This is a genomic window from Jeotgalicoccus psychrophilus DSM 19085, from assembly GCF_000425845.1.
Taxonomy (GTDB): domain Bacteria; phylum Bacillota; class Bacilli; order Staphylococcales; family Salinicoccaceae; genus Jeotgalicoccus; species Jeotgalicoccus psychrophilus.
This window is the reverse complement of sequence record NZ_KE384466.1, coordinates 24598-43222: the sequence shown is the minus strand read 5'-3', so window position 1 is coordinate 43222 and position 18625 is coordinate 24598. Positions and strand designations below refer to the sequence as shown.

16 protein-coding genes are annotated in these 18625 nt (G+C 37.3%); 13 read left to right on the top strand and 3 right to left on the bottom strand.

What is annotated here, in order from left to right; all coding sequences use genetic code 11:
* Together H625_RS0112310 and abc-f are read right to left on the bottom strand one after the other, a co-directional pair.
* Nucleotides 1-257, bottom strand: a 257-nt coding sequence (locus H625_RS0112310; RefSeq protein WP_026860193.1) for a helix-turn-helix domain-containing protein, incomplete at its 3' end; no start/stop codon positions are given.
* Between the two features lie 200 nt (nt 258-457).
* Nucleotides 458-1960, bottom strand: a complete 1503-nt coding sequence (gene abc-f / locus H625_RS0112305) for a ribosomal protection-like ABC-F family protein (protein WP_035786024.1) — start codon at nt 1958-1960, stop codon at nt 458-460.
* Between the two features lie 305 nt (nt 1961-2265).
* Between abc-f and queG the strand changes: the two genes are divergently transcribed.
* From queG to H625_RS0112285, 4 genes are all read left to right on the top strand, one after another.
* Complete coding sequence (gene queG, locus H625_RS0112300; RefSeq protein ID WP_026860191.1) at nt 2266-3396, top strand: tRNA epoxyqueuosine(34) reductase QueG; 1131 nt, start codon at nt 2266-2268, stop codon at nt 3394-3396.
* Between the two features lie 12 nt (nt 3397-3408).
* A complete protein-coding gene (gene trmL, locus H625_RS0112295) occupies nt 3409-3879 on the top strand; it encodes a tRNA (uridine(34)/cytosine(34)/5-carboxymethylaminomethyluridine(34)-2'-O)-methyltransferase TrmL (protein WP_026860190.1) in 471 nt (156 codons plus the stop codon).
* Between the two features lie 12 nt (nt 3880-3891).
* On the top strand, nt 3892-4635 hold the full coding sequence (gene nfsA, locus H625_RS0112290) for an oxygen-insensitive NADPH nitroreductase (RefSeq protein WP_026860189.1): 744 nt from the start codon (nt 3892-3894) through the stop codon (nt 4633-4635).
* A 135-nt stretch (nt 4636-4770) separates the two neighbouring features.
* On the top strand, nt 4771-6447 hold the full coding sequence (locus H625_RS0112285) for a glutathione ABC transporter substrate-binding protein (RefSeq protein WP_026860188.1): 1677 nt from the start codon (nt 4771-4773) through the stop codon (nt 6445-6447).
* Nucleotides 6448-6525: 78 nt separating this feature from the next.
* Here H625_RS0112285 and H625_RS0112280 read toward each other — a convergent pair whose 3' ends face one another.
* Nucleotides 6526-7230: a hypothetical protein gene (locus tag H625_RS0112280; RefSeq protein ID WP_026860187.1), complete on the bottom strand. Its 705-nt coding sequence runs from the start codon at nt 7228-7230 to the stop codon at nt 6526-6528.
* A 535-nt stretch (nt 7231-7765) separates the two neighbouring features.
* Between H625_RS0112280 and H625_RS0112270 the strand changes: the two genes are divergently transcribed.
* The 9 genes from H625_RS0112270 (at nt 7766) to H625_RS0112230 (ending at nt 18567) form a co-directional block, all read left to right on the top strand.
* A complete protein-coding gene (locus H625_RS0112270) occupies nt 7766-8344 on the top strand; it encodes a sugar phosphate isomerase family (protein ID WP_026860186.1) in 579 nt (192 codons plus the stop codon).
* 74 nt (nt 8345-8418) lie between these two features.
* Nucleotides 8419-9807 carry a class II fumarate hydratase gene (fumC, locus tag H625_RS0112265; protein WP_026860185.1) on the top strand — a complete coding sequence of 463 codons (1389 nt, stop codon included), beginning with the start codon at nt 8419-8421 and terminating at the stop codon, nt 9805-9807.
* A 10-nt stretch (nt 9808-9817) separates the two neighbouring features.
* A complete protein-coding gene (locus tag H625_RS0112260; protein WP_026860184.1) occupies nt 9818-11344 on the top strand; it encodes a Ppx/GppA family phosphatase in 1527 nt (508 codons plus the stop codon).
* Between the two features lie 39 nt (nt 11345-11383).
* On the top strand, nt 11384-13507 hold the full coding sequence (locus tag H625_RS0112255) for an RNA degradosome polyphosphate kinase (protein ID WP_026860183.1): 2124 nt from the start codon (nt 11384-11386) through the stop codon (nt 13505-13507).
* Between the two features lie 176 nt (nt 13508-13683).
* Nucleotides 13684-14358, top strand: coding sequence for a FadR/GntR family transcriptional regulator (locus H625_RS0112250; protein ID WP_169516147.1), 675 nt, complete (start codon nt 13684-13686; stop codon nt 14356-14358).
* Between the two features lie 333 nt (nt 14359-14691).
* Nucleotides 14692-15636, top strand: a complete 945-nt coding sequence (gene dctP, locus H625_RS13155) for a TRAP transporter substrate-binding protein DctP (RefSeq protein ID WP_051239097.1) — start codon at nt 14692-14694, stop codon at nt 15634-15636.
* Between the two features lie 25 nt (nt 15637-15661).
* Nucleotides 15662-16201, top strand: coding sequence for a TRAP transporter small permease (locus H625_RS0112240; RefSeq protein ID WP_051239096.1), 540 nt, complete (start codon nt 15662-15664; stop codon nt 16199-16201).
* Entirely contained in the window at nt 16198-17541 is a 1344-nt protein-coding gene (locus tag H625_RS0112235; RefSeq protein ID WP_026860180.1) for a TRAP transporter large permease, read from the top strand. The genes H625_RS0112240 and H625_RS0112235 overlap by 4 nt, the downstream gene beginning before the upstream one ends.
* A gap of 21 nt (nt 17542-17562) precedes the next feature.
* On the top strand, nt 17563-18567 hold the full coding sequence (locus tag H625_RS0112230) for an ornithine cyclodeaminase family protein (protein WP_026860179.1): 1005 nt from the start codon (nt 17563-17565) through the stop codon (nt 18565-18567).
* Nucleotides 18568-18625 lie beyond the last annotated feature (58 nt).

Below are 18625 nucleotides of genomic sequence, written 5' to 3'. Positions count from 1 at the left end.
GCTGTATCTTTATAGGACAACAAGTTTTCTTGTCTATAGTCTAAAACAGATCGTTTAAATTCACTAGTATAAGTTGTTTTCGTCATGTGCTTAAGCAGGCTGTCTGGCCCAAACTCATTATAGTTATTCACCCATCTTGTAATTAATGAAGGGTTGATCTGATACTGCTTAGCTAAAGCCTTATATCCACCTTCATTATTAAGGTAGGATTGAACTACTGCCATTTTGAACTCAAAACTATGTTTTTTATTTTTCATAACAAAAACTCCCCTTAAGTTGGATTTAGGTCCAACTTAAGGGGAGCACGTCACTTGGGATGCCTTTTATTTTTTGATTTGGAAGTCCGGTTAACAACGGCGAATCCCTGTTGTGAATCCAAGGCTCTCGGTTAACAACGGCGAATCCCTGTTGTGAATCCAAAGCTCCCGGTTAACAACGGCGTCTCCCTGTTGCTATTCTAACGGTGATTAATATCATTCTTCTGTTTAATCAGACGCTGGAATTCGTCTTCCAGTTCCGGTGTAGATCCTTCTGAGAGATCGCTGAGTACACGGGTAATCTGAGTTTCCAGTACTAGCAGCTCATCTTTTGATGGATTTCTCGGCGGCGGCGTGTCCGGATTAATGAGCTGTTGATTTTCAATATTATACGAAGTTTCTGATATACTTTCGCGGAAGCGTTTATCATGTGAGACTAAAATAATTAATCCCGGATAGCTTTTAAGCATTTCTTCAAGCGCTTCGATTGAATGGACATCGAGAAAATTCGTCGGTTCGTCGAGTATCAGCACCTGGCTGTCCGACATCAGCAGTTTCACCAGCTGAACTTTCACACGTTCCCCTCCGCTGATTACAGAAACTTTTTTATGAACTTCATCAGCTTTAATATTTAAGCGGGCGAGGGCAGTTCTGACAGTGGTTTCGTTGTAATTGCTGCTGCTTTGAATATTTTCAAGAATGCTCGAATTTAAATTAAGAGATTCAAGCTGCTGATAAAAGTAGCCGATAGCTAAGTTAGAATCCTGATACTTATCGTAAATATAATTAAGCAAAGTAGTTTTACCTGAACCGTTCTTGCCGGTAATGCTCACTTTATCTGTCGCCTTTAAATAGAGTGAAACGTCTTTTAACAGCACTCTGTTCTCTCTCGCTATATTTTCACGTTCAAGACGGATAATTGTTTTTCCGCCAAGTTTCTCAATATCCTGAGTGTAGAAAATTACTTCTTTTTCTTCTTCAGGCTTTTCTTTTTCCTCAAGCTGATTGAGACGGGTTTCCATGCCTGTACGTACTTTATCTAATTTCTTCTGCATTTTATTGAAGTAGGGTGTTTCTTTAGTTACGTATTTTTTTGTTTCCTTGTCGTATACTCTGTTAGCTAAAGCAGCTTGTCTCGATTTACTTTCAACTGCTTTCTCCAGATGCTGTTTTTCGCGGACATACTTATCGTATTCAAGTTTGGCACGCTGTCTGTTATGTTCATCAATTTCTTTGTAATGCGAATAGTTTCCGGGGTATATAACGACTTTTGTATCTTCAATTGCCCATATTTCATCTGCAATCTTATCGAGAAAATCACGGTCATGTGATGCGATAATCTTAAGTGCTTTCTTTTGATTAAGTTCGTCCCTGAGCCATGTGGCATTCGTGTCATCGAGATGTGTCGTCGGTTCATCCAGTAAAATAATACCGGCTGAATTTTTCAAACCTTCCTGCAGATAAACTTTTGTCGTTTCACCGCCGCTTTTATGAAAGTCACTGTTTTTCAACTGCGGAATATAAGTGATCCGCTGATCTGTATGCAAGGTGCCGCTGTTAACCATGTGTTCCATCAGCGTTGTTTTCCCGCTGCCGTTACGGCCGATCAGACCGATTGTCTTCTGATCCTGTACGGTAATATTATCAATAGAAATAATTGTTTCACCGTTAATTTCTAAATTGATGTCATTAAGATTCATCATAAAAAAGCCTCATTTCGTTGTCGAAATAAGGCCTCACCAAGTATAATATATACTATCAGCACTCCCGCAAATTAAAGAGGGGAGCAGAATGATTGCATAGAATTATATATGAACTGCAGAGATTACCCTATTTCGACATAATTTTTCGCATAATAAATACGCCTGAATCGCATAATAAATTTGCATGAATATGTCATAAGAAAAAGGATAATCTATTTCATTGTCCTGCAGTTCACCTCGTACGTGTATTTGTTACTTACAATATAAAGCACATAAGAATAATTTGCAAATAAAGGATGGGAATTATGGACCGTCATGACTTTAAAAAACGCATAATTGAATATGCACATTCGATTGGTATCGATGATATCGGATTTACGACGGCTGAACCGTTCACTGAGTTTAAAGCTAAACTTATTGATTACTATAAAAATGGGTTTGAGTCGGGATTCGAAACGGGCACGATTGAAGAACGTACAAACCCGAAAGCGAGTCTGCCTAATGCCGAGAGTATTATTTCTATTGCTGTAGGATATCCGAATAAACTGCGCAATGCGCCTAAATCGAAACAGGGCGAACGCCGCGGTATTTTTGCGAGGGCATCATGGGGGATGGATTACCATACGCTTTTAAGGAGCAGGCTTCAGAAACTCGAAGCTTTTATCAATGAACTGGATCCATCTGTTGATTGCAAATCGATGGTGGATACGGGCGTACTCAGCGACCGTGAAGTCGCTCGGAGGAGCGGTCTCGGTTTTACCGGCAAGAATGGTTTTATCATCAACCCGAAACTCGGAACGTATTCGTATCTCGGTGAGATGATTGTAAGCTACCCCTTCCCGGCAGATGAAGAGTTACTGGATTCATGCGGGGACTGCAACATTTGCGTAGACCGCTGTCCGACAGGCGCACTGGTTGGTAACGGTCAGGTCGACTCTAAAAAGTGTATTTCATTCCTTACTCAGACAAAAGGATTTATGCCGATGGAGTATCGTTCTAAAATAGGGAACAGGTTATACGGCTGTGACACTTGCCAACAAGTATGCCCGCGTAATAAAGGGATTAATACTGAACACCACGAAGATATCGTCCTTGAACCGGAAATATTAAAACCTGAACTGACCGGGCTGCTGCAGATTTCCAACAAGGAATTTAAAGAAACATACGGACACCTTGCGGGTGTATGGCGCGGCAAAAAGCCAATTCAGCGCAATGCAATCATTGCACTTGCTCACTTTAAAGAAACCGCAGCAATTGATATACTTAAAACTGTTGCAGAAACTGATGTGCGTCCGGTCATTAAAGGAACGGCCTATTGGGCAATCGGACAAATTTCCGGAGATGCAGCACTTGATTATATTTATGAACGATATGCCATTGAAACAGATGACGATGTAAAAAAAGAAATGCTTACAGGCATTCAAGAAGCGAGTTAGGAAGAAGGAAAAATAATGAATCACGTTGTACTATATCAGCCGGAAATACCGCAAAACACAGGAAACATCGCAAGAACATGTGTCGCAACAGGCACACCGCTCCATCTGATTAAACCTTACGGTTTCAGTCTGGAAGACAAGTATGTGAAACGTGCGGGTCTGGATTACTGGAAAGACCTCGAGCTTTATGAATATGAGACAATAGAAGAGTTTTTTGACAAGAACAAAGGGAATTACTATATGATTTCCAAGTTCGGTAAAAAGAACTTTACGGATATGGATTACAGCAATTCTGAAGAAACTCATTACTTTGTCTTTGGCCGGGAAACAAAAGGACTCCCGGACTGGTTAAAAGATGAGTATGAAGAATCGCTGATGAGAATACCGATGACAGACAAAGTCCGTTCGCTGAATTTATCGAACACAGTCGGTATACTAGTATATGAAGCATTAAGACAACAGGACTACCCTGAACTTAAATAGGAGGATTTTTTGATGAATGACGTTATAAAATTAATAAATAATCACCGTTCTTTAAGAAAATTTACAGATGAAAAGTTATCACTTGAAACGATTAAAACACTGGTCGGTGCAGCGCAGAGTGCAAGTACATCAAGCTATGTACAAGCCTATTCAATTATGGGAGTCACTGACCCCGAAAAGAAAAAAGCACTGCGTGAAATCAGTACACAAAGCTACGTTGAACATAACGGACATCTGTTTGTTTTTGTTGTGGATTTTTATCGTCATAAAGAACTTGCTGAACGGGCGGGGAAAGAAGTTTCATACGATAAAACAGAAAACCTGATTGTCGGTGTCGTGGATGCAAGTTTAGCAGCGCAAAATATGGCAGTTGCAGCAGAAAGCATGGGCCTCGGTATTTGCTACATTGGTTCACTGCGTAACGATATTAAAAAAGCCGGTGAAATTTTAGGACTGCCGGAAGGTACATTCGCGCTGTTCGGTATGGTTGCAGGCTATCCTGAACCAGGAGAAGACGGTTCGAAAAAAGAACGCCTGCCGTTTGAAGCGGTATATCATGAAAACACATATCAGAGAATTGACGAAGTTCAGAGTGATATCGAAGCATACGATCAGCGTATCAGCGATTATTACAGCAGTAGAACTGACGGCAAACGCGATGATAAGTGGAGCGAACAGATTATTGATATGCTCAGTAAAAAACAGCGTCTGGATGTAGACACTGTTTTAAAAGAAAATGGCTTTTTAGGTCAGTAAAGATATTTGAGTACACATATGAATGTTCATATGTGTATTTTTTTACATCAACTATTAAATTATTCAGAAATTATGTAGACGAACATAAACCCTAGTGATATAGTATGATTTAAATACATAGCAGAGAGGTATAATATGAAAACATTTAAAACATACTTATTCGCCGGATTACTTATTTTTGCATTGGCGGGCTGTTCGGATGACAGTGAAGTTTCAACGGAAATATCAGATACTGTCGGTGAAAACGGAGAAAAAATTTCACTCACTCAGTCATTACCTGCAGATGCAGTATCACTGGATCCGCACGGAAGTAACGACACACCTTCTGAAAAGGTAAGGTCTCACATTTATGAAGGGCTCGTCAGTCAGAACGAAAATCTGGATATCGTTCCGGAACTGGCATCAGAATGGGAACAAATAGATGATGTAACATGGCAATTCACTTTACAGGAAGGTGTCGAATTTCATGACAGCAGTGAATTTAATGCTGAAGCAGTGAAGGCTAATTTCGACCGCCTGCTTGATCCGAGCCGGGGCTCAACAAGAGCGTTTGTTCTTGAAATGATTGAAGAAGTTAATGCAGTCGATGAATACACGGTAGAGATTATTACAGAATACCCATTTTCACCTTTACTCGGTCATCTGACACATGGCGCCGGTGATATGCTATCCAAAGAACTGATTGATGAAGATTATCAGCATGCGCTTGATGAAGCAGGAATTGATATCACACTGGATGAATATTACGAAATACGTGAAGCGGGCGGCAGCGACCATGAAGATATTGCAGAACAAATAACTGAATATACAAGTACGGTAGTAGAACAAAATCCAGCGGGAACAGGATATTTGAAATACGAAGACAGAACACCTGGTGAACAAACAGTTCTGACAAGAAATGATAATTACTGGAATGGCGACGTTAATGTTGCTGATTTAACATTAAAAGTAGTAAGCGAAGCATCATCAAGAATTGCAGAAGCTGAGACAGGACAGTCAGATATTATTGCAGACGTACCGCCAAGCGACAAGGATAGAATAACATCTAATGATGATTTAATTTTGAATGAAACACAATCTGTGGCGCTTGAATATATAGGTTTGAACACACGAAATGAATATCTGCAAGATAAGCGCGTCCGACAAGCGTTGACACATGCATTCAATAAACAAGCTGTAATAGACGGTATATATAACGGTGCCGGTACTGAAGCAATATCGCCGCTCGCACCTGGTGTTTTCGGCTATGACGAATCGCTTGAACCTTTGGAATATGATATGGAAGAAGCAAGAAGATTACTTGAAGAAGCAGGTTATGAAGATGGTTTTACGCTGACGATGATGGTAAACAGCGATAATGCACAACGTGTGGACACTGCAATATGGCTGCAGCAGTCTCTTGAAGAACTGAATATTACATTGGAAATAGAGCAGCTGGAGTGGGGCACATTCCTTGAAGCAACAGGAAACGGGGAACATGATTTATATATTATGAGCTGGGGGAACTCAACGGGAGATCCGGATAATGCGATTACACCCTTGGTTCATTCATCCAGGTTAGGAGGACCAGGAAACCGAGCTTTCTTTGAAAACGATAAGATAGACAGTCTGCTTGAAGAGGGCAGCAGAGAAGCAGATGATGCAAAAAGAGAAGAAATATACAGTGAAATTCAGACTATCTTAGTCGAAGAAGCACCGCTGATATTTATCTTGCACCCGCAAAAATATAATGTTTATAAATCATCTCTAGACGGTATAGAAATTAGTCCTTATGAGGAATTCGATTTCCAAAATGTGAAGAATAATGAATAAACTATAATAAAAAATCGCGGTATCTTTAGAGATACTGCGATTTTTATATTTATCATTTATTTATATTAATAAGCTGATTTAATTAGCAAAGAACTGTTCTTTTTGGCTTTCATGTTTGTCGAGCAGAATCTGATGATTTGGAATACCTTGTTTCAGCAGCAGTTCAACATTCTGTTTCAGAAACTCATCGCTGCCGACCACGTAAAATAAGGCATCTTTATCTTCTGTCAGTTTTTCTGCTTCTTCATAGTATTCGTCACGAGTGCTGACAAAATGCGCAGTCAGGTTTTTATCAGTCTCTGACTTGAATATATCGGTAAACAAATAATTTTTGGATGAATCAATATTTAACGAGTGTATTTTAGCAACATTTTCACTGTTGTTAAGATAATCGAGAGCGAGCGGTCTGAAAGTAGCGAGACCGACACCTGAAGAAAGCATATAAATATTTTTGCCCTCACGTTTTAAAGGCACGTTAGTATGTGTTTTGAAAATTGCTGCTTCAGTGCCAATCGGCATTTCATTTAAAATCTGTTTAAACTTCGATGCATCCTGTCTGACACGCGTTGTGATACCAATTGTATTTTCATCTCTCAGTGTTGAAATCGACATATGTCTGATTAAGCTTCTGTCAGGTTTTTCACCAGCATTGAAACCTTTAAAAGCAAGGTGGATGTGAGAACCTTCTTCCCACGTATAATCTTCAGGGCATTCAAAAACGAAAGTTTTCACTTCAGGCGACTCAGTAATAATATCTATGAGCTTGCTCCAGTAAATTTGCATGAATATAATCTCCTTAGTACTGCTTAATATGTACAGCATTTACATATTATTGTATATTAATTGATAATAATTCTCAATCATTTGATTTAAAGGAAGTTTGGTAGGGCTGGAGGACGACAAGGAAACACCGTCGTATTCTACTCTCAAAATCTGCACAAAAATACCGGACAGCGCGAAGCTGTCCGGTATAAAAATTTATTGAATAAAACTATTCTCTAATTTTTGTCTCCCCATCGTCCTTGTATCCCCAGTCAGTTTCGCGGCCTGCTGTAAGAATTGAAGTCAGGAAGGCTGCACAAACCATTAAAATAAGAAATGCTTTCATTATTAATGTGCCTCCAGTACTTATATATTAATTACATTTATTATAAACCATTCTGCAGAGATTAAAAAGGCTTTGTTGTAAAAAAGGTGGTTTCTCATTATTAATTTACGTTTCTTATCAAGATTACGTTATTTTAATCGACGTTTAGGGTAAGATAAATGTAATATTAAGATTAAACTACAATGCGACGATTATTGGAGGACAAAAATTATGGCAATGAATTTTAAAATATTTGAAACTAAAGAACTCGCAGACATTTTTGCGGCGGATTTATTACGTAAACAGATTCATAACAATCCGGAGAGTATTTTAGCTCTTGATGTTAATGAAGATTTATCTCAGGTATATGAAAAATTTGTCGGCGAAGTAAAAAATCATCCTGCAGATTTATCTGAAGTGCAGCTTTTTGCAGTAGGCAAGGGTGGTATGGATGTTTTCAAAAATCTCGATATTCCTTCATCACAGCTGAACAACGGCGGCACAGCCGATGATCTTGATGACAAAGGCAAGAAAAAAGTAAACGTGGCAATACTCAATTTAAATTCGAATAAAAAAGTCGGTTTCAATAATGATAACGAGGAACTCTTTAAAGCTAAGGAGCTCTTTATCTATGCAACTGGCCCTGATAAGAGTGCGGTAGTAAGAAGTCTTTATGATGCTAACCTGGAAGGTAACGGTACATTAAGTGATATTAAGAAGCATCGCATGGTAACTGTCGTTATTGATAAAGAGGCAGCAGCCAATTTAGACCAGGATATTGTGGAATATTACTCTTATAAGTTTGCATAGCTCATTTCTTAATGAATCCTTTCGCAATATAGTATAAACTAGTAAGGAATACTATATTTCGGGGGGATTTTTGTATGTCATTTAGAATTGAACACGATACAATTGGTGAAATTAAGGTGCCTGCTGATAAGTTTTGGGCAGCACAAACTGAAAGAAGCCGTCAGAACTTTCCAGTAGGCAAAGAAAAAATGCCGATTGAGGTTATCGTAGCATTTGCTCACTTAAAGAAAGCAACTGCGATCGTAAACAGCGATTTAGGAAAACTTTCTTCTGTGAAAAAAGATGCGATTGTATTTGCATGTGAAAAAATAATTGCCCGTGAACTGGACGAGCATTTCCCGCTTGTCGTTTGGCAAACAGGCAGTGGAACACAAAGTAATATGAACGTTAACGAAGTAGTAAGCTACGTTGCGAACCAATACTTGAAAGATCAAGGCAGTGATGAAGTTGTACATCCAAACGACGATGTAAACAAATCACAAAGTTCAAATGATACGTATCCTACTGCAATGTACGTTGCACTGAGCCAGGCAATTGAACACCAGCTGATACCTGCACTTGAAAAACTTCACGGGACGTTTGAAGAGAAACAGGAGAAGTTTAAAGATATTATTAAAATTGGCCGTACGCACCTTCAAGATGCGACACCAATTACTTTAGGCCAGGAAATCAGCGGCTGGTCATATATGCTTGAAAAATCAAAAGAAATGATCAATCAGTCCAGAAAACAGCTAGGAAACCTTGCTATCGGCGGTACAGCTGTAGGTACAGGACTAAATGCTCACCCGGAATTCGGTGACAAAGTAGCTGCACAAATTGCCAAACAGACTGGTCTGCCATTTGTGTCATCACCTAACAAATTCCATGCATTAACTTCATATGATGAAGTTGTTTACGTGCACGGTTCATTGAAAGCACTTGCTGCTGATTTAATGAAGATTGCAAACGACGTTAGATGGCTTGCATCTGGACCACGTGCTGGTCTTGGCGAAATTGAAATTCCTGCAAACGAGCCGGGCTCCTCAATTATGCCGGGCAAAGTAAACCCGACTCAGTCTGAAATGCTGACAATGGTCGTAGCGCAGGTATTTGGTAATGATACTGCTGTAAGTTTCGGAGCGTCACAGGGTAACTTTGAGCTAAACGTATTTAAGCCGGTTATTTTATATAACACATTGCAGTCAATTTATTTACTTGCTGACGGCATGGATACATTTAACGACAAATGTGCTGTAGGAATTGAACCTGTTCAGGAAAACATCGACAGATTCTTAAATAACTCATTAATGCTGGTAACAGCATTAAATCCGCACATTGGTTATGAAAATGCTGCGAAAATTGCTAAAAATGCACACGCCAAAGGAATCACATTAAAAGAGTCTGCGCTTAATTCAGGATTGCTGACAGAAGAGCAGTATGATCAATGGATTAGACCGGAAGACATGATTCACTCTAAAGAGTAGGGGTTTTTCGATGACAAAAATAAGCTTAATTGATATCGGGTCCAACACGATTCGACTTGTACTTTTTGAATACACTAAAAAACACGGTATAAAGGAAATAAGAAATATTAAAACGCCAGCACGTTTAGCCCAGTATATTGATGATGACGGCTATATGGCTGAAGAAGGTATTTTAGCGTTATTAAAAATCCTCAACAGTTTTAAGCAGATTTCTGAGAAATATCATATAACTAATATTTATCCTGTGGCAACAGCTGCTATAAGACAATCCAATAACCGTGATGAAATTATAGAGCGTATTAAATCCGAACTTGATCTGGATGCTAAAATTATCAGCGGTGCAGAAGAAGCGACACTTGGATTCGAAGCAGCGGTTCATACTATCAGTTATTACGATGCCGTGACAATTGATATCGGTGGGGGAAGTACAGAGCTTACTTTTTACGAAGATAAAGAAATTGTTTACCGGACGAGTTTATCGTTTGGTGTGGTTACTTTAAACAAAATGTTTTTTGAAGGTAAAAACCATAATGATAAAGCAGCAATTAAACAGACAAAGCAATTTGTAGAAGATGAATTCAGCAAAGTAAACTGGCTGCGTGACCGCCGTGTACCAATTTTAGCTATCGGCGGGAGTGCGCGTAACATAGCGCGTATTCACCAGTCGATGATCAGTTATCCGATTGCCGGCGTTCACGGCTATACGATGGTGCGTAATGATTTACATGACGTGTATAAGCTGCTGAAAAATACAGATACTGAGAATCTGGATGATATCGACGGGCTGAGTAAAGACCGTGCTGATATTATTCTGCCAAGCAGCGTCGTTTTTAAAACACTGCTTAATGTCGTCGGCGCTAAAGAATTCAAATTCAGCCGTAAAGGGCTGCGTGAAGGAATGGCGATGAGGATTTTCGGTAAAGAATACCCTGTTGCTTTTAATAAGTACAGAGTATTTGAAGATTCTATCGAACAGCTGGCCAATGATTTTAATCTGGATCCTACAGATACAGAAAAGCGGACAGAAATCGTTGATCGTCTTTATCACGAGCTGGAGCGTCTGGATATACTTTCGTTATCACGGACAAATAAAATGATTATGAAACATGCTGCGGGGATATATTACTTAGGTGACTTTATCGACAGAGATGCCTCAAGTCAGCATACGTACTATTTAATTTCCAACAGTAACATTAATGGAATCGGTCACCGCGATCGTGTCAGACTTGCTCTGATTGCCAGTTATAAAAATAAAACACTGCTTGATTTTTACGCGAAGGAAACAGGGTGGTTTAATGATGAAGAGCTGGATGAAATTCAGTCGCTCGGCTCCCTCGTTAAATTCGCGAACGCTCTGAATATTTCCAATACGGAAATTGTTGATAATTTACAGTTATTCAGAGTGAACGGGGACTTCAGACTGAAAATTCAGTACAATGGAGACCCGATAGCAGAAGAGTATCATTCAGTGCGTCAAAAGAAACATATTGAGAAAATTCTCGGCGGGGATTTGTGGATAGAATTTACAGAATCTTAATATTTATACGCTATAATTATCAGGAGCAGGAGGATTATAATGGCTTACAAATTAAATGATAAATCTTATTACAATAACCGCGAATTAAGCTGGCTGCGTTTTAATTACAGAGTACTGACAGAAGCAGGCGATACACGTAATCCTCTTCTTGAGCGTTTAAAATTTATAGCAATAACGAGCTCTAATCTGGATGAGTTTTTCATGGTTAGGGTGGCTGGCTTAAAAGACCAGGTTAAGATGAATTATGCCGAACCGGACACTAAAACAGGTATGACACCTGAAGAACAGCTGTCGGGAATTGGTGAAATAAACCGTGAAAACTGCCGGATTCAATATGAAACTTATCATGATTTGATGAATGAACTGGAAAAGCTGAATGTCTTTTTAAGGAGACCGCATCAGCTGCACCAGTCATTGCAGGATAAATTAGAAAAGTTATTTGATGAAGAAATATTACCAGCATTAACGCCTTTAGGAATCGATGCATATCGACCGTTTCCTAAATTGATGAACAAAAAGATTAATATATTTGTAGATTTATCCAACGAGCTCGGTAAGCAGACTGCGATTGTACAGCTGCCGACGGTTATTAAGAGATTTTATGAATTATCTCATGAAGATAAAACGTACTTTGTTCTTGCGGAGGATATTATCGAGGAATATGTATATAAATTGTTTAACGGTTATAAAATTGACAGAACATTCCCGTTTAGAATTACGAGAAATGCCGATTTAACGATACATGAAGAAGGCGCAGCCGATTTATTAATTGAAATCGAGCGTTTCTTAAAAGAACGTACGAAAGGTGCCGCAGTGCGTCTGGAAATTGACCGCAGCCGTGATGTTACGATTAACGGTTCATTTTTAGAAGAACAGCTGTCATTGCATCATGAAGACGTTTATCGTTTTGACGGGCCGCTTGATTTAACGTTTCTGTTTGAACTGACGGGGAAATTGAAACACAGATTTCCAAATCTTGTATTCAAACCGTTTTTTCCGCAGCAGTCTCAGTTTTTAGGCAATCGTAATGTGTATGAAACAGCAATAAATGAAGATATATTCTTCCATCATCCGTATGAATCCTTCCAGCCGATTATCGAATTCGTTCAACAGGCGGCGACGGATAATAATGTGCTGGCAATTAAACAGACACTTTACCGGGTCTCCAGTGATTCTCCCATTATCGAATCGTTAAAATTAGCGGCGGAAAACGGCAAGCAGGTTACTGTGCTTGTTGAACTGAAAGCCCGTTTCGATGAGCAGAATAATGTCCATTGGGCAAAAGAACTGGAAGATGCCGGATGCCATGTTATTTATGGGATGAACTACTTGAAAACACACAGTAAAATTACGCTGGTTGTTAAAAAAGTGAATAAAAAAATTGTTAAATACGTTCACTTAGGCACCGGAAACTATAACGATTCGACAGCCAAACTGTATACGGATATGGGAATTATTACGACAGACCCGCGTATCGGTGATGATGCTGTAAACTTCTTTAACTATTTAAGCGGGTATTCACTTAAGCCGGAATATAAAGAACTGCACGTTGCACCATTTGAAATCCGCGACATGTTTGCAGAGCGCATCGATCTTGAAATCGAAAGTCATAAAAAACACGGTAATGGTTATATCTTTGCGAAAATGAACTCGTTAACAGACAAGAGAATAATCGATAAACTGCTGCAGGCATCTCAGGAAGGCATTAAAGTGGATCTCGTTATCCGCGGAATATGCTGTTTGAGACCGGGAATTAAAGACGTCAGCGATAACATTAAAGTTATAAGTGTTGTCGGCAGATTTCTTGAACACTCGAGGATTTATTATTTCTATCACAACGGCGATAAGAAAATGTTCTTATCATCAGCTGATATGATGACGAGAAATATGATAAAACGTGTGGAAATATTATTCCCGATTAATGATTCGAGAATAGTCGAAGAATTAATCGAGGTTAATGAATTGTTCTTAAAAGACAATGTGAAAGCCCGAATGCAGATGCCGGACGGCACATATGAATATGTTAAAAATGACCTGCCGCCGCTAAGCGTTCAGGATGAACTGATGAAACGCGCCATAGAGAACGGTGAACAGAAGAAAACAGAATTACTGCACGAACACAGCAACATACTGGACCGGATTAAGAGCCGGTTCAGGAAGTAAATTGTTGAGGTATATTATCTGAACTCAGATAATATACCTTTTTATTTTAGAAACATATTTGAAGTTATTTGTGAAATTCTTTATACTTAATCTAAATATCCTACATTAGAATATACTTTCAGGAAATAATACTATAGGAATAGGTGTTCAATATGTATAAACCGTCTTCCCGAGTAATGTTATACGAAGATGTAATTAATCAGATGATGACATTAATAAAAAAAGGTAAGTGGCAGCCAGGTGAAAAAATACCAACTGAGAATGAACTGTCTGAATATTTTCAGGTAAGTAGAAATAGTATTAGAGAAGCAATGAAAGTTTTAACCCATTTAAAAATTTTAAATTCCAAAGCTGGCAGTGGAACTTTTATTTTTAAAGATGCTGTTCAGAGTATTCAAGTTCTAGAATTAAATAATACAATTAGAGAAAAAAGTACTTATAAATCTATAATGGACACTAGATTGATAATAGAACCTGAACTTGTATATAGAGCTGCATTATCTGCAACTCCTAATGAAATTTCTCAGCTGGAAAAAATAATAAATGAGAGCATAGAGACAATTAACAGTGGAACATATTCAAAATCTACTGTGGGTTTTTCATTTCATATGGAAATAGCCAGGATATCTAAAAATGAAATCCTATTTAAATTTTTAGAGTCTATCACCTTAGAATTAATGAATGTTCGAGAAGCTACAATGCAGAGTCATAGTAAAGCGGACTTAGTTGAAGAAATAAATGGACACAAACAAATTTTTAATTACATAAAGAATAATGAACCTGAGAAAGCAAAAGAAGCAATGTATAGTCATTTAAAAAATGCACTTATTAATTTAGAAAAAATAAGATAACTTTAGAAAGGCTGCTAATTTAATTTAGCAGCCTTTTTTATATGAAAATTTAGATTTATCTAAAAACTCCTTGTGTTATTAAATATTAATCACTATACTATTAATTATAACTAGTCTTAATGTAGGATGTTTAAACAAATATATTACATAATTATGAAAGCGCTATTATAAGTTTCGAGGAGATGATTATCAGTAAAATATTTTAACGGGAAAATAGTTAGCTAAATATATTGAAAGGGGTTATTCATTATAAAAACTAAAGGATTGACTTTTATTACCTTAATAATAATAATGTCAGCACTATTATCGGCATGTAGCGTCGGGAGTGCTACAGTGCCTGATGAGAACGGAGAAGTTACATGGAAATTAAATCATATTCGCCCATCTGGAACTCGAACTGATATCAGTGCAAAACAATTCTCAAAAGATATTTTTGAAGGTACCGATGGAAGAGTAGATATCGATGTGTATAACAACTCGCAATTAGGGGATTACCAATTAGTTCAAGAGAGTGTTTCTCTTGGTGAGGTAGAAATGCAATTGGCTACATTAGGTACTAACGTTGATAGAACATTACAAGTAGCTATTACTCCTTCTCTGGTATCCAACTATGAGGAGGCCAGGGAATTATATAATTCCGAAGACGGAGTTCTTTATAAATATTTTAAAGAACAATTAGCAGAACAAAATATAAAACTTCTAGCAGTGTATCCACAATATTTTGGATCGATATTTTTAGCAGATGAGGCAAATGATCCAAAAAATCCTGATTCAAATAAAAACATAAAAGTTCGTGTACCCGCAATGAAAGCATTTGAAGAATATGGAGAAACACTTGGATTCGTAGTTACACCGTTAGCTTCATCAGAAATGTTTACTGCAATCCAAACAGGAATTGTAGATGGGGCAATCGGTGGTGGGACTGAATTGTATTACAACGAGTTTGGAGAGCTTGGACAACAGATTTTACCAGTAAACACACATTTTGAAGCTCATTATTTAACGGTAAATGAGGAAGCTTTTGATGCATTAGCTGAGGAAGATCAAAATACCATTTTAGAGTTTGCAGAACAGTTTGAAGAAGATGCTTTTATACAAGCAGAAGAAGAACAAGAGAAATATAATCAATTAATTACAGAGGAACATGGTGTTGAAGTAGTAGAATTTACTGATGAAGAGCTTCAGGCATATGCTGATAAAGTACGTGAAGAAGTGTGGCCAAAATTAGAAGATGAATACGGGGACATATTAGATGAGATTAAAAAAGAATTAGAATAGATTTTTATTTGAAGGGGGTATGAGTTTGTCAAATTCAAATGTAAAAGAAAAGGGGAACAAAGTAATAAATGGTTTAATAAAATTTCAGAAAATTTTTAGTGTAATTATGATTATTCTAATGTTATCTTTGGTTTTTTTCCAAGTTATTTTAAGATCACTTAATCTGCCTTTAATGGGGATTGAAGAGCTGTTAATTTTACCTACTATATGGCTGTATATGATAGGAGCGGCAAACGCATCTCAGGAAAGATCTCACATTTCAGTTGATATAATTGAAGTATTTTTAAAGAATAAAAAACTGTTAATTATTTTATCAATAATAAAAAATATTGTGAGTTTATTTATAGGAATAATATTAACTTACTGGATGTTCATTCATTTTAGCTATTCATTATCAATGTGGAAACTTAGCCCTCTATTGTCAATGCCTTTGTTCTTAGTAGAATCAGCATTGTTTGTTGGAGTTTTCTTGATGACTCTATATACATTTATGGACACGATTAGAAGTATAAAATATAGAGGCGATTATCCAATCAATAGCAACCGCGAAGGAGGGGTACAGTGATACTTTTTGTAATAAATATATTAATACTCGTTGCGTTGTTAATATTAGGAACTCCTTTGCCATATGCTTTTGGTGGTGCAGTAATTTTCATGGTTATTTTCGGTGATGTACCTATAATCAGTATTATTCTATGGGGATTTAATCAAATAACATCATCATCATTATTAGCTGTACCGTTATTTATACTTTTTGGATCAATTGTTTCTAAAAGTGGAATTGCCGATAAATTATTAAGGTTTGCAGATATATTTATAGGAAGAATAAAAGGATCAATCGGTGCAGTGGTGATACTAACTTCAGGATTTTTGGGAGCGATTTCAGGAAGTTCCTTTACTGGGATAGCATCAGTTGGACAAATTATGATTCCTAGAATGCTCCAACAAGGGTACTCAAGAGGATATTCAACATCACTTGTCAGTGTTTCATCTGTGTTAGGCGCACTTATTCCTCCGAGTGTCATGATAATTATTTATGGTTGGGCGACAGGAACAACAGTTACAGGCTCATTTCTATCAACCATAGGACCTGGGATACTTTTAATTATTCTATTTATAATAATTCATTTCGTTCATACTAAAAAATATTTTTCTAAGGAAGGCAAAGGTACATACAAAGAGTATGCGGAAATACCTATTAATAACGATCCTGAAGAGATGGAGAAATTCCGCAAGCGTAATACCAAATTTAGAATTTTCTTAGCTGCGATTCCATCACTATTATTACCAGTAGTAATACTGGGAGGAATTTATGGAGGATTCTTTACTCCAACAGAAGCAGCAGCAGTTGCGAGTGTGCTAGGCTTCTTGGTTGGCATAATTTTTTACAGACAACTGAAATTTAAAGACATTATGGATTTACTGCATGACTCTACAGCTTCAATAGGATCTATAATGGCAATGATTTTTTTCTCGCTATTATTAGCACAGACATATGTACATCTACAAATACCACAAGCAATCGTTGAATTATTTTTAGATGTTACAGATAGCAAAGTATTAATCTTAATAATTGTTACGGTCTTCCTTATTTTCGTAGGAATGATTGTTAATGATACTACAGCAATTATTTTAACAGCACCATTACTGTTGCCTTTAGTCGTTTCTTTTGGAGTCGATCCTATTCATTTCGCAGCAATAATGGCGATTACTTTAGCAATGGGTGGAATTACGCCTCCTTATGCGAGTGTATTATATTTTGGAATGAGGGTTGGAGAAGCTAATTTCAGCGAGGTAGTTAGACCTACTATGGTGTTTATCATATTTGGTTTCATACCAGTAATCATTTTAACTGTATTTTTCGAACCACTATCGATGGCATTACCGAGATTATTTGGATATTAAAAATTTATGGAGGAATAACTAATGACAGATACATTATTGATAAATCAAGGACAAATAAAAGAGCTTGTTACAATGAAGGAAATAGTAGAATTAGTGGATAAAACATTTAAAGATTTAGGAAAAGAAAAAACCATTAATCCTACAAAAGTATTGCTGGATTTAGGTGAAACTGCAGGTTATCCGCCTTACGAAGGATTTATGAATGCTATGCCAGCCTATATTGGATGGCAGGATGTAGCTGGACTCAAATGGGCTGGTGGATTTTTAGGTGAAAGAAAAGAATTAGGGCTACCTTATATCACTTCAATGATTATGTTAATCGATCCTAAAGTAGGGAATTTTCTTAGCGTGCTTGATGGTGCCTTTATAACCAATGTAAGAACTGGAGCACAAAGTGCAAATGCTCTGAAATACATTAAAGGCAATGACAAGAAAATTAAACTGGGAATATATGGAGCGGGTATGCAGGGAAGAACACAGACTATGGCATTCTCTGAGATTTTTGATATTGAACAATTAACGATTTATGATATTTTTTCTGAGGCTTCAGAAAACTTTAAAGAATCAATGAGTAAATATGTAAATGGAGAAATTATTGTAGCGGAAGATCCAAAAGAAGTTGCTTTAGATGCAGATGCTGTTATTTGTGTAACTCAATCGAAAGATGCATTTGTAAAAGATGAATGGATAGAACCGGGAACAGTCGTATTTCCAATGGGGTCTTATCAGGAAGTAGAAAATAAATTCCTTCTTAATGCGGATCATATTATCGTCGATCACGTTGAACAAAGTCTTCACCGCGGTGTACTCAAAGACTTGAATTCCCAAGGTAAGATAACAGAAAAAAACATTTATACAACTATTGGAGAGCTAGGCAACGTTAACAAACCAATAGATGATTTGAGCAATAAAAGAATTGTTTGTATTCCTATAGGAACAGGTGCGATGGATATAGCAATTTCTAAATTTGTCTATGATAAAGCTAAAGAACAAGGCATAGGAGAAAACTTTGATTTCCTGGGTTAAAATTAAATGGCTAGAAAATATAAACACTACGGTAGAAGCATTCTTCTGTAGTGTTTTT